The 12,357-nt window shown below is 70.8% G+C and carries 9 protein-coding genes; 3 read left to right on the top strand and 6 right to left on the bottom strand.

All coding sequences use genetic code 11. The features are described from left to right. Positions 1-57: 57 nt before the first annotated feature. A complete protein-coding gene (locus tag O3W51_RS31380; protein WP_269287841.1) occupies positions 58-1,731 on the top strand; it encodes a polysaccharide biosynthesis tyrosine autokinase in 1,674 nt (557 codons plus the stop codon). Further along, on the top strand, positions 1,728-3,029 hold the full coding sequence (locus O3W51_RS31385; protein WP_138353805.1) for a hypothetical protein: 1,302 nt from the start codon (positions 1,728-1,730) through the stop codon (positions 3,027-3,029). The genes O3W51_RS31380 and O3W51_RS31385 overlap by 4 nt, the downstream gene beginning before the upstream one ends. Here the strand turns inward: O3W51_RS31385 and O3W51_RS31390 are convergent. The 5 genes from O3W51_RS31390 to gmd form a co-directional block, all read right to left on the bottom strand. Further along, on the bottom strand, positions 2,934-4,391 hold the full coding sequence (locus O3W51_RS31390; RefSeq protein WP_269287845.1) for an O-antigen polymerase: 1,458 nt from the start codon (positions 4,389-4,391) through the stop codon (positions 2,934-2,936). The two genes, O3W51_RS31385 and O3W51_RS31390, sit on opposite strands and share 96 nt — an antisense overlap. A 59-nt stretch (positions 4,392-4,450) precedes the next feature. Then, complete coding sequence (locus tag O3W51_RS31395; RefSeq protein WP_138353804.1) at positions 4,451-5,623, bottom strand: glycosyltransferase; 1,173 nt, start codon at positions 5,621-5,623, stop codon at positions 4,451-4,453. Positions 5,624-5,630: 7 nt separating this feature from the next. Continuing rightward, positions 5,631-6,308: a hypothetical protein gene (locus O3W51_RS31400; RefSeq protein WP_198357974.1), complete on the bottom strand. Its 678-nt coding sequence runs from the start codon at positions 6,306-6,308 to the stop codon at positions 5,631-5,633. Next, positions 6,305-8,515 carry a LamG-like jellyroll fold domain-containing protein gene (locus O3W51_RS31405; protein WP_138353802.1) on the bottom strand — a complete coding sequence of 737 codons (2,211 nt, stop codon included), beginning with the start codon at positions 8,513-8,515 and terminating at the stop codon, positions 6,305-6,307. Before O3W51_RS31405 ends, O3W51_RS31400 begins: the two co-directional genes overlap by 4 nt. A gap of 104 nt (positions 8,516-8,619) precedes the next feature. Continuing rightward, positions 8,620-9,633 carry a GDP-mannose 4,6-dehydratase gene (gmd, locus tag O3W51_RS31410; protein ID WP_138353801.1) on the bottom strand — a complete coding sequence of 338 codons (1,014 nt, stop codon included), beginning with the start codon at positions 9,631-9,633 and terminating at the stop codon, positions 8,620-8,622. A gap of 96 nt (positions 9,634-9,729) precedes the next feature. Between gmd and O3W51_RS31415 the strand changes: the two genes are divergently transcribed. Further along, on the top strand, positions 9,730-10,674 hold the full coding sequence (locus O3W51_RS31415; RefSeq protein WP_138353800.1) for a GDP-L-fucose synthase family protein: 945 nt from the start codon (positions 9,730-9,732) through the stop codon (positions 10,672-10,674). A gap of 34 nt (positions 10,675-10,708) precedes the next feature. On the opposite strand, the gene O3W51_RS31420 is transcribed toward O3W51_RS31415, so the two are convergent. Beyond that, positions 10,709-12,187 carry a sugar transferase gene (locus tag O3W51_RS31420; RefSeq protein ID WP_138353799.1) on the bottom strand — a complete coding sequence of 493 codons (1,479 nt, stop codon included), beginning with the start codon at positions 12,185-12,187 and terminating at the stop codon, positions 10,709-10,711. Between the last annotated feature and the right edge of the window lie 170 nt (positions 12,188-12,357).

The raw sequence follows: 12,357 nt of genomic DNA on the forward strand, positions 1-12,357 counted from the left end.
GAACGCGCATAATGAGCGAGCGCATGGGGAGCGCGCGCCTGAGGGGGTTTCACGCACGTGATCGAGCAACATGACGAACCGGACCTGTTGCGCGACCAGTTCCGCCAGCTGATCCGCTACCGGGCACTGATCGTGGCCGGAGTGCTGATCGGGCTGCTCGGCGGCGCCGCGCTGGCGCTGTCGGGTGCGGACAAGTACGTCGCGACGAGCGAGATCACCGTCCGGGCCGCCTCCGTGAACCCGTTCGCCACCGGTGCCACCCCCGACAAGATCCTGAACATGGGCTCGGAGCGGCAGACCGCCGCCAGCGGCGTCGTCGCGGAGCGCGCGGCCAAGGCGCTGGGACAGCCGGAAGCGGCCACCGAACTGCTCGCCAACCTGCAGGTGACCAACCCCCCGCAGACCACGGCACTGGACTTCGCGTACACCGGCCACAGCCCTCAGGAGGCGGCGGCCCGGGCCAACGCCCTCACCCAGGCCTACCTGGACAACCGGCAGCAGCAGACCGCGTCGAGCATCACGATCATGGTCAACGGCTACAAGACCCAGCTGGACCCGCTGGTGAAGCAGTCCGAGGCGCTGCGCAAGTCGATCGAGAAGCAGAAGGACCCGTCGAGCGTCGCCACCAACACCAACGCGCAGACCAACCTGCTGGGCCGGATCTCCGAGCTCAACGGCAAGATCAGCGAACTGAAGGCCCTCGACACCACCTCGGGCAACGTGATCCGCACGGCCGTCCCGCCGACCTCGCCCGCCGGGCTCGGCCTGCCGATCTCCCTCGGCCTGGGCCTGGGCGTCGGTATCGCCATCGGCCTGCTCGCCGCCTGGGTGCGGCTGGTCTTCGACCCGGCGGCCCGCTCCGACAGCGATGTGGTGCGCGCGCTGCGGGCCCCCGTCCTCGGGACGCTGCCGCGGGTCCGCGACAGCCGTGAACCGGCTCCGCTGCTCGCCCTCGACAACACCGAGAGCCGGCTCGCCGAGGCGTACCGCTCGGTGGCCTTCCGGCTCGCGTACGACCAGCGGTTCGCCGACCGCCGGCGGCTGCTGGTGGTCGCGCCGCGCGGCTCCAGCGAGACCGCCACCGCCGTCTCGGTCAACCTGGCCGCCTCCTTCGCCGAGACCGGCATGGAGGTCCTGCTCATCGAGGCCGACCTGCGCACCCCGACGCTGGCCGACCGGCTGCGCTCCGGCGACGGCTCCCGCCCGGCCTGGGCCCGTACGCCCTCGGTGGGCGACGGCGGCTGGCCGGCCGGGCACCAGATCTCCATCGACGCCGGTGAGTCCGGCTCCTTCGACCTGGTGCCGGGCCGCCGGGTCCGCAACGTCGCCCGCGCGCTGACCTCGGTACCGGCCACAAGGCTCATCTCCGAGGCCGACGCCCCGAAGTCCGCGGTCATCGTCCACGCGCCCGCCGTGCTCGCCTACGCCGACGCCCTCGCACTCGTCGACCGGGTGGACGGCGTCCTGGTGGTCTGCGACCCGCGCGAGGTGCACCGGGCCGACCTGGAGCGGGTCCGCGAACTCATCAGCGGCGCCGGCGGCACCGTGCTCGGCGCGGTGCTGCACTCGTCGGGCAGCACCGGATTCACCCTGCCGTGGCGCCGCAACGAGGACCGTACGGCCCCCCTCCCCGTGGCGCCCGCGGAGGACACCGGCAGCGCCCCCGCGTCCACGGCGACGGACCTGCTGGAAGCCGTCCTCCCGGAACCCGAACGGTCGCCGGTGTCATGAGAGTCCCGGGGGCGAAAGCCTCCATAGCGTGCTCCGTCGCGGACCAGGGAGTGTCGGCGCTCACCAACATCCTGGTGCTGGTGGTCGCCGCGCGGCTGTCCAGCGCCGCCGGGTTCGCCGTCTTCTCCATGGTCTACATGGTCTTCACCATCCTGCTCGGCGTCGGCGTCAGCTACGTCGGCCAGGCGCTGGTGCTGGTCCGCGGCGAGGACCGGGTGATCCGGGCCGCCTGCCGCTCCGCGGCGGTCTTCACCGTCGTCGCGTCCACCGTCATCGGGTTCACGGCCGCGGCCGTGCTGGCCTTCGTGCCCGGCGACACCGCCGCCGCGCTCGCCGTGCTCGGGCTCATCCTGCCCATCGCCCTGACCCAGGACGGGATCCGCTACTGCTTCTCGGCGCTGCGGCTGCCGCACTACGCGCTGGCCGCCGACCTCGTACGGCTCGCCGTCGCGCTGCCCGCGCTGGCGGTGCAGCCGCACGGAGCCGGCCCCGCCCGGCTGGTGGCCGTCTGGGGCCTGTCGGCGCTGCCCGCGCTGCTCACCGCCATCGCCCTGCTCGCCCCGCTGCTCCGCGGCCTGCCCGCGGACCTGCGGACGTATGTGCGCCGCGGCCACCTCGGGCAGCGCTTCGTCGTGGAGTTCGGCGTCGGCAACGGATCCAGCCAGTTGGCGATCCTCGGCCTCGGGCTGTTCGCCACCCCGCTGGCGGTCGGCGCGCTGCGCGGCGCGACCACCCTCTTCGGACCGCTGAACGTCCTGTTCAACGCCTCGACGGCCTTCGGCCCGCCGCTGCTGAACCGGACGGAGAGCGTACGCGGCCAGGTCCGCGCCACCGCGGTGCTCGCCGCCGTACTGGCCACCGTCGCCGCGAGCTGGGCGACCGTGCTGTACCTGCTGCCGGACCGGATCGGCAGACAACTCCTCGGCGACACCTGGCCCAACGCCGCCCATCTGCTGCCGGCCAGCGGCAGCCAGTACACCGCGATGGCGGTCGGCACCTGCGGACTGCTGACGCTGCGGGTGCTGCGCCCGCGCACCACACTGCCGATCCAGGTGGTCTTCTCCCTGGCGGCGGTGGCGTTCATGCTCACCGGCTACGCGCTGGGCGGGGTCCTCGGCGCGGCCTGGGGCCTGGGTCTCGGCTCCGTCGCCAAGGCGGTCGCCACCTGGCTGCGGATCGGCTCGGTCAGCGCCTCGGCGGCGTCAGCGCAGGAGCTTGCGCGGGTCGGTGCGGAAGGAAGCGACCATGGCCAGGCACAGCACGGCGATCCCGATCCGGCCGGAGGCCTGGAGAAGTGAACCGCGCAGCAGGATGAAGGAGTAGCCGGCGATCAGCGGCACGATGATGGCCGTCATGTCGCCCGGCCGTCCGCCGTCCGCGGTGCGCAGCGCGTACCGCCGGTCGCCGCGCGCCGCCAGGTAGCCGACCCCCAGGAAGCCGCCGGTCATCCCGAGCGGTCCGAAATCCAGCCACAGTTCGGACCACAGCGGTGAGGAGAGGTTGGTGTTCTTGTTGCCCATCCACTCGCCGAGCATGATGCCGGTGTCCAGTGCCTTGTCGGGCCAGGCGGAGCGGGGCACGTAGAAGAAGACCGCGGCGGCGAGCTGGCGGCCGTAGGTGTGGCCCGCGCCGGAGTGCACCTCGGTGATCGCGTTGGCGAACATCACCGTCTGGTCGTAGTCCTTGCGCGCCAGCGGTTCGAGGACCGAATTGGTCTCCATGGGCTTGTAGTCGGCCGCGTCGTAGCGGAACCGGTCCATGAAGGGGAACACCAGCAGCGCCGCGACGACGCCCAGGGCCAGCGCGGAGCGGTACATCACGGGGCTGCGCGGGAACGCCGTGAACAGGAAGGAGAACAGCACGGTCAGGAACCAGAACCGGGCGTTGGATATCGGGTTGTTGACGACGATGTTCAGCCCGGCGGTGGCGATCCACAGCAGGATCGGCAGCGGCCGCCGGCGCGCGATGCGCGAGGTCACCAGCCAGCGGGTGAGGAAGAGCAGCGCCAGCAGCGCCGGTACCGTCCCGAAGCCGCGCAGCGTCGCGGAGCCCGCGTGCGAACCGGCGGTGGCCACCCCGGTCTCCGCGAGGGTGTCGCTGATCTCCTGGCGGCTGCTGAACAGCACCGCGGGCCCGCCGAGTTTCATGACGTAGTAGCTGCTGGCCACGAACGCCAGCAGCACCAGCAGATACAGCCGGCGCGGGCTCACGGAGGCCGCCGGGCGCTCCTTGCGGCCGGTGCGCACCGGGCGGTGCCGGGCCAGCAGGACGCCGACGTCGAAGGCCACACAGCCGACGAGGGTCAGTGCGAGGGCCGCCGACAGATCGCTGCGCGGGCCGACCAGCGGCGTCGGGACGCGGCCCAGGACGAGCTGGGCGAGCGAGGCGACGCCCATGGCCGCGTAGACGAACAGCCAGAACGACCCCTGGATGAGCCGCCGGCGGCGGGTGGTGAGGATCATCGACGACAGCCGGGCCCCGGCGTAGCAGGTCAGTGCGATCTGCAGCCAGTACGCCTCGTCGTGCACGCCCGCGCCCGGCTGGAGGGCCACGGTGGCGGGCAGGAAGACGACCAGGCCGAGCACCAGCGGCACGGCCAGGGCACGGGACAGCACGGCCCGGGGGGACACCGCGGGCACCTCGGGCCGCCTGGTGCGCATCTCGGCCACCCGTGTGTCGACAACCGCCATGGCTGCAGTCCCCCTTCCCCGCTACCCCGTCAGCGTCGCACGTCCGCGTACACCTTTTGCAGGTGGTCCACGATCGCGTCGATGGTGAAGGAGTCATGGATCAGCCGCCGGGCCGCGACGGAGGCCGCCGCGTGCACCGCCGGGTCGAGCAGCTCCAGGATCGCACCGGCGATCCGGGCGCCGTTCTCGGCACTGTTCCCGCCGCCGGTCTCCTCGCGGCTGTCCACGAGCCGGCCCGCGCCCGCCGCCTCGATGTCGGGGGCCAGCCCGCAGGTCTTCGTGACGACCACGGGTGTGCCCACGGACATGGCCTCGGCCGCGGACAGCGAGAACGATTCCTGGATCGACGGGATGACGTAGACGTCCGCCCGCCGCAGCTGCTCGTACACCGCGGTCCTGTCGAGCGCGCCGACGTACTCCACCGACCCGTCGACCCCCAGCGCGCGGGCGCGGGCCAGGGTCGCCTCCAGGCCGCCCGTGTCGGGCCCGGCGAGCACGAAGCGCGCCTCCGGGTGCTTGCCGAGCACGCCGGGGACGGCCTCGATGAAGTCCTCGGGCCGCTTGGCGGGGTGCACCCGGGCCAGATACAGCACGGTGGGCGGCCCGCCGTGCGAGGAGGCCCGCAGTTCCGGGCGGTACTCGCCCTGCGGTTCGACGCCGTTGGCCAGCCGTATGGTGTTGGTCAGTTCGACCGGTTCCACCACGGCGTTGACGTTGCGGCGCTCGGTCTCGGTGAGGCACAGCACCGCGTCGGCCCGCCGCAGCACCCGCCGCACCCCGAACGCGTCGGAGATCTTGGCGGGCAGCCGCTCGGTCGGGTCGATCATCCCGTGCGTCTGCAGGACCAGTGGCCGGCCGCACTGCAGGGCGGCGAGCGCGATCGGCAGGGTGACGAGGTCCCGCATGAGGTGGACGTGCACGACGTCCGCCGACTTCACCAGCCGGCGCGCCCTGGCCAGCAGTGACGGGGAGGTGATCCCCGCGACGCCGAACCGCCGGATGAGGTGCCGGGCCTGGAACAGCTGCGCCGGTACCCCTTCCACCTCGGTCGGCAGCGGCCCCTCGAACTCGTCGCCGAGGGTGACCAGCCGGGCGTCGACCCCGCGCTCGATCAGCCCGCGCGAGAGGCTGAGCGCCACCCGCGTCGGACCGCCGAAGGCGTGGCTGGGTGTGTGCAGCGTGACGGCGTGCAGGACCCGCATACCCCGTTCACTCCCCCTTCGAGAAGAGCCAGACGGAGCAGCCCGTGCTGGTGAAGCCGCGTGCGCCGGCCGGCACGGTGACCAGCGCCTTGCTGCCGGAGACCGCCTTGCCGTCCGCGCCGGTGAGCTTCCAGGAGCAGCCCTTGGACGGGGTCGGCGCGTGATAGGTGCCGGGGGTGATGACGCTGCCGGCCTTCGCCTTGCTCCCGACGGTGAAGGTGCCGTCGGTGAAGCCGTGTTCCGCCGCCGCGAGTACCGGCTTCTGGTCGGGGCAGAGTGCGGTGACGGCGTCGTGCGCGCCGGAGATCTGGCCGAGGACGATGCCGCTCGCCGCCGCGTCGGGGTCCCGCTTGGCGATGAACTTGATCTTGTCGCAGGACTCCTGGCCGAGCTCCAGCACGGCCGCCGGGTCCGATCCCTTCGGCACCCGGCCGGTCAGGTACTGCTTCTGCTGCTTGGTGAAGGAGCCCGTCGCCGGTGTCAGTTCCGCCGCCGGGACGGTGGGTCCGGGCGTGGTCGGAGCGGCGGTGGCGGTGGGGTTCTGGTCGAGGCCCCCGGAGGCGGGGGCGGAGGCGGTCGGAGGCGCGGCGGCCTTCGGGTCGCTGCTGGAGCAGCCGGTCAGGAACACCACCGCCACCGCCGTCGTGATGACGGCGGCGGCGGTGGCCCGGAGCGGGTGGATCATCCGGTGAGCCCCAGGGTGCGGTGCTGGGCGATCTGCGCGGGAGTCAGAACGCTCGGGTAGATCGCGGTCTCGTCGATGGAGCCGGCGAAGTAGTTGCTCGCGGGCTGGCTCGGCCAGCCGTTGAGCTGGTCGCCGCCGACGTGCCAGTAACCGGTGTAGTCCTGGCTGGCGGTGTACGCGCTGTTGCTGGACACGAGGTTTCCGTCGACGTACAGCCGCATGCCGTTGGAGCCCTGGGTACCGACCACGTGGTGCCACTGGCCGTTGTTCAGGCCGGTACCGCTGGCGATGGTGCGGGTCCCGTTGAGGTAGGCGCCGAAGATCAGCTGACCGTTGTTGGTCATGTAGATGTGCTTGTCGTAGTTGGAGCTGAGCCGGCCGTTGGTGTTGCTGCCGAAGCCGACGAGCTTTCCGCCCTGCGTGGTGGTCGTCTTGAACCACGTCTCGACGCTGTACGAGGCCGGGCGGGGGTAGGAGCGGTCGCTGTACGAGTACTGGCTGGTGCCGTTGTACGTGACCGCCGTGCTGTTGCCCTGGACCGCGGCGGGGACGACCCGGCGGGTCGAGTACCCGACGTTGTCGCCGGCCGCCTGGTTGCCCGAGGCGTCCGCGAGGTAGCCGGCCGTCTCGTCGTAGCGCCAGTACAGGTTGGCGCCGTCGGCGATCACCTTGGCGGGGTACGACTCGGCGGTGGCCGCGGCGACGGTGGTCGCGTTGGCCGACTTGGCGCTGACGTTGGTGCCGTCGCTCGCCGACACCCGGTAGGTGTACGACGTGCCCGCCACCACGTTGGTGTCGGTGAAGGTGAGCTGCGGCCGCACCCACGGGAGCGAGGAGGCGCTGACGGTGTAGACCGGGGTGGCACCGTTGTTCCGGTACACGTTGTAGGTCAGGTTGCCGTCGTCGAGGTCCAGACTGGTCTGCCAGCGGACCTGGACCTTGCCGGGCTCCACGCTCGACGCGACGACCTGCGGGATGCTGGGCGCCCCGGTGTCAGGACCGTTCGAGAAGCGGGTCAGACCCTGCTGGGCCTTGAGGTTGGTGGTGGTGAAACCGCCACCGGCCCAGAGGTAGTCCTTGCCGCCGCCGGACGCGACGATCAGCACACGCGGGCCGACCAGCTCGCCGAGACCGTCATTGGTGTCGGGGAACCAGGGCAGCAGCGTCGGGCTGTCGACCGACTCGGCCAGCAGGTGGTGGCGGGTGCCGTCCGGGTACTCGCCCATGGTCGAGCAGTCGTGGGCGTGCGAACCGCTGTAGATCACCGACTGGTAGAGCGCCAGGTTCTGGGTGGCGCCCAGGCAGGTGTCCCGCCAGCGCTGGTTCCAGTCGCTGTAGTTGAAGGCGATGCGGCCGTCGAACACACCGCCGCCGGTGCCCTCGTTGGCGACGTAGAAGCCGGTGCTGTCGGTGATGATGTCCTTGACGACCGACGTGTTGTCGATGAAGCCGTTCGGGTAGTTCTTGGTGACGGCTCCGGTGGTGGCGTCCACCACCGCCAGGGCGTGCGAGTTCGCGCCGTTCACGGTGTAGAAGTCACCGCCGACGATCACATGTGTGCCGTCGGCCGCGACCTCGACGGCGCGCGCCGTCTCGTCCGTGTCGGCCGTCCACGGCTTCAGGGCGCCCGCGGTGGTGACCGCGGCCAGGTGGCCGCGGGTCTGGCCCTCGACGGACTGGAAGTCGCCGCCGAGGTAGACGGTGTCGGCGGTCGCCGTCAGCGCGCGCACGGTGGCGGTGACGTTGACGTGGAAGTCGTTGCGCGGGGTGCAGGTGGCGATGTCGATCGCCGCCAGGTTGCTCACCCCGACGCCGTTGACCGCTCCGAAGGAGCCGCCCGCGTAGAGCGTCTTGCGGTCCGGTGAGACGGTGAGCGCGCGGACCGTCTCCGTGCCGCCGGTGAAGGACAGGTGGCACCCGGTGGGTGCGCCCGTCGTGGTGTCGAACGCGGCGAAGTTGACCGCGGGCTGCTCGTTCTCGCCGGCAGCCGAGCCGGGCGGCCGGATGGCCGAGAACGTACCCCCGGCGAAGACCACTCCGTCCGCCTGGGCGAAGGCCCAGACGATCCCGTTGGTCTGCCAGGTCGAAAGGTCGTCCGCCGTGATGGCGACCGGCGGAGTCAGTGCCGTCGCGGACTGCGACGTCATCACTCCCAGTGTCGCGGCCGCCAATGCAGTGGCAACCGAGAACACCCCCAATTTACGCATGCGTAGCCCCCCAGGCCCCTAGCGTTTGCCCGTGGCTCGTACAGCCGACGGTGCAGGGCAGAGTAGGGCGCTCGGTAGGCCCCAGTCTGCAGTTTTGGCGAGATTTAGCGATCTATGCGCACAGTTGCGCCCGCCAACTGATCGGATACGTGCTGAATGTCGGCATCCACCATGATCCGAGCCAGTTCTTCCACCTTGACCGATGCTTTCCAGCCAAGGAGGTCGTGGGCCTTGCTCGCATCCCCGATGAGTGCGTCGACCTCGCTGGGCCGCTCGTACTTGGGGTCGTAGCGAACATATTCGGCCCATTCCAGTCCCGCATGGGCGAACGCGGTCTCCACGAACTGCCGCACCGTAGCAGGCTCACCGGTGGCGACCACATAGTCGTCCGGCTCGTCGCGCTGCAACATCCGCCACATCGCGTCCACGTACTCCGGCGCGTAGCCCCAGTCGCGGACCGCGTCGAGGTTGCCGAGGTAGAGCCGGTCCTGCAGGCCGGCCTGGATCCGGGCGACCGCCCGGGTGATCTTCCGTGTGACGAAGGTCTCGCCACGGCGCGGGGACTCGTGGTTGAACAGGATCCCGTTGACGGCGAACATTCCGTACGCCTCGCGGTAGTTCACCGTCGACCAGTAGCCGAAGACCTTGGCGCAGCCGTAGGGGCTGCGCGGGTGGAACGGCGTGCTCTCGTTCTGCGGCGGCGGCGCGGCGCCGAACATCTCCGACGACGAGGCCTGGTAGACGCGGGTGCTGATACCGCTCGCGCGGACCGCCTCCAGCAGGCGCAGCGCGCCGAGACCGGTCACGTCGCCGGTGTAGAGCGGCGCGTCGAAGGAGACCCGGACGTGCGACTGCGCGCCGAGGTTGTACACCTCGTCGGGCTGCAGGTCGCGCAGCAGGTTCACCAGGGCGACGCCGTCCGACAGATCGGCGTGGTGCAGCACGAGGGAACGATTCGCCTCCTGCGGGCCCTGGTAGATGTGGTCGATCCGCTCGGTGTTGAAGCTGGACGACCGGCGCACGAGACCGTGCACCGTGTAGCCCTTGGCGAGCAGCAGTTCGGCCAGGTACGAGCCGTCCTGGCCGGTGACGCCGGTGATGAGTGCGCTCTTGCTCACGCGGTCCCCCCTTAGGGATCCGGATATATTGCTGTTTCGTACGGAAAGCTGGGCTCAGACCCGAATGGGTGATGCCACAGGGCATAATCCGGTGTCATGAAGGCTACGAGGGAACTGCTCCCGCCCAGCGCCCGGATCTTCGTCGCGGGACACCGCGGACTGGTCGGCTCGGCGGTCACCCGCCGGCTCACCGCCGACGGCTACCAGGTGATCACCCGCGGCCGGGACGGACTGGACCTGCGCGACGCCGCGGAGACCGGGAAGTTCCTGGCGGAGGTCCGGCCCGACGCGGTCGTACTCGCCGCCGCCAAGGTCGGCGGGATCATGGCCAACAGCACCTATCCGGTGCAGTTCATCGAGGACAACCTGCGGATCCAGCTGAGCGTCATCGCCGGCGCACACGCGGCGGGGGTCGGCCGGCTGCTCTTCCTCGGCTCGTCCTGCATCTACCCCAAGCTCGCCCCGCAGCCGATCCGCGAGGACGCGCTGCTCACCGGCCCGCTGGAGCCGACCAACGAGCCGTACGCGCTCGCCAAGATCGCCGGCATCGTCCAGATCCAGTCCTACCGGCGGCAGTACGGCGCCTCGTACATCTCGGCGATGCCGACCAATCTCTACGGTCCCGGCGACAACTTCGACCTGGAGACCTCGCACGTCCTGCCGGCCCTGATCCGCCGCTTCCACGAGGCGAAGCGGGACGGGCGCGAGAGCGTCGAGCTCTGGGGCACCGGCTCCCCGCGGCGCGAGTTCCTGCACGTGGACGATCTCGCCGCCGCCTGCGCGCTGCTGCTGCGCACCTACGACGGCGACGAGCCGGTCAACGTCGGCTGCGGCGACGACCTGACGATCCGCGAACTCGCGCAGACCGTCAGGGACGTCGTCGGCTATGAGGGTGCCATCGCCTGGGACTCGACCAAGCCCGACGGGACCCCGCGGAAACTGCTGGACGTGTCCCGGCTGACGGATCTCGGCTGGAAGCCGACGATCCCGCTGCGGGACGGCATCGCCTCGGTGTACACCCAGTGGCGGTCCGAGGCGTGAGGGGTTGGCGGATGGAGGAACGAAGGGCACCGGTCTAATACGCTCCTCGTCCGTCGACCACGGCACGGAGCGTGCGGGCCATCACGTCGACATCACTGGTGAACGACCAGTTGTCGACGTACTGCAGGTCGAGTGCGACCGTCTCGTCCCAGGACAGGTCGGAACGTCCGCTGACCTGCCAGAGTCCGGTGATACCCGGCTTGACGGCGAGCCGGCGCAGCTCGATCTCGTCGTAGCGGGCCACCTCCTCCGGCAGCGGCGGGCGCGGCCCGACCAGTGACATCTCACCGCGCAGCACATTGACGAGCTGCGGCAGTTCGTCGAGCGAGCAGCGGCGCAGCAGCCGGCCGACGCTGGTGACCCGGGGGTCCCGGCGCATCTTGAACATCAGGCCGTCGTTCTCGTTGGCGGCCGTCAGTTCGGCCTTGCGGGCCTCGGCGTCCACGACCATGGTGCGGAACTTCCACATGGTGAAAGGCGCGCAGTTCTGGCCGTGCCGGACCTGCTTGTGGAAGGCCGGGCCGGGTGACCCGAGCCGGATGGCGGCGGCGATCAGACCGAACAGCGGTGCCAGCACCAGCAGCCCGGCGGCGGCGCCGGCCCGGTCCATGGCCGACTTGAGCTGGATCTGGACTCCGCGCCGGGTGGGCGGGGCGATGTGGAGCATCGCCAGCCCGGCGGGCGCGGCGAGCTGGACGCGGCGCATGGACACGTCCACCAGTCCCGGCAGGACCGCCAGCGGCAGTCCCGCGTCGTGCAGCGCCCAGGACAAACGTTTCAGCCGCTCTCCGGCCATCCGCGGTCCCGGTGCCACCAGCACGAGTTCCGCGCGGTGGTCCCGGGCGGCGCCCAGCACGAGCGCGGAGTCGCCGCTCGGGGCGCTGGGCATCACGGAGCCCAGCCGGGCACTGACCGGCGCGCCGCATTCGAGGTTGGCGTTCCCGACCGGGACGACACCGACGACCACATAGGCGTGGTCGGTGCGTCCGGCCAGGTGGCCGACGACATGGTCCGCGGCGCTCGGCTCGCCGATCACCAGGACCTTGCGGACCGCGTGCGCCTCGCGGCGGGCCGCCGCGAGATGCCGGTGCGTCATCTTGCGGCAGGAGGCGGTCAGCAGCAGTCCGGGCGCGAGCCCGAGCAGCGCCAGTGAGGGCTCGGAGATCTCGCCGACGGCGGTACGCGCGACGGCCAGCACTCCGAGCAGGATCAGCCAGTCGTACAGAACCGGCAACGCGGCCCGGGACTCGCCCAGGGAGCGCGCCGCATAGCGGTGCCTGCCCGCCTGCACACACAGCCAGGCCACCGCGGCCACCACTGCGCATGCCCATGGGTACGGCTGACGCGTCGCCTGGAACACGAGCGCCACGGGCAGCGCGATACCCACCAGGTCGACGGCGAGCGCCACCGGTAGGTACCACGTCGGTTTGTCACTGAGTCCGCGCGGAGCCTTGCTCCGCACGGGTTTCGGTTCGGCTTCGATCAGACCATTGGGTACTTCGACACGCCGCATGGACCCCCCAGGCACATCGCGACCGACTGAGCGCGGTTGCCACTTCCCCAAGCAGCAGTGCGCCGTGATAAACCGGAACGCTAGGCCAAAAGGGTGGTCATCCGCTGCGGTTTACGTATATTCGAGCCGTTGTTGTGTCCAAGTTAATAGCTCAGCTGCACAACGTGGCC

It is taken from the genome of Streptomyces sp. H39-C1, from assembly GCF_027158125.1.
Taxonomy (GTDB): Bacteria; Actinomycetota; Actinomycetes; order Streptomycetales; family Streptomycetaceae; genus Actinacidiphila; species Actinacidiphila fildesensis.

What these genes read in the sequence shown, in the direction of transcription:
- O3W51_RS31390 (WP_269287845.1), bottom strand. Translation starts at nt 4,391, where the DNA reads ATGCGCACCAGGCGGCCCGAGGTGCCCGCGGTGTCCCCCCGGGCCGTG.
- O3W51_RS31385 (WP_138353805.1), top strand. Translation starts at nt 1,728, where the DNA reads ATGAGAGTCCCGGGGGCGAAAGCCTCCATAGCGTGCTCCGTCGCGGAC.
- O3W51_RS31415 (WP_138353800.1), top strand. Translation starts at nt 9,730, where the DNA reads ATGAAGGCTACGAGGGAACTGCTCCCGCCCAGCGCCCGGATCTTCGTC.
- O3W51_RS31395 (WP_138353804.1), bottom strand. Translation starts at nt 5,623, where the DNA reads ATGCGGGTCCTGCACGCCGTCACGCTGCACACACCCAGCCACGCCTTC.
- O3W51_RS31405 (WP_138353802.1), bottom strand. Translation starts at nt 8,515, where the DNA reads ATGCGTAAATTGGGGGTGTTCTCGGTTGCCACTGCATTGGCGGCCGCG.
- O3W51_RS31420 (WP_138353799.1), bottom strand. Translation starts at nt 12,187, where the DNA reads ATGCGGCGTGTCGAAGTACCCAATGGTCTGATCGAAGCCGAACCGAAA.
- O3W51_RS31400 (WP_198357974.1), bottom strand. Translation starts at nt 6,308, where the DNA reads ATGATCCACCCGCTCCGGGCCACCGCCGCCGCCGTCATCACGACGGCG.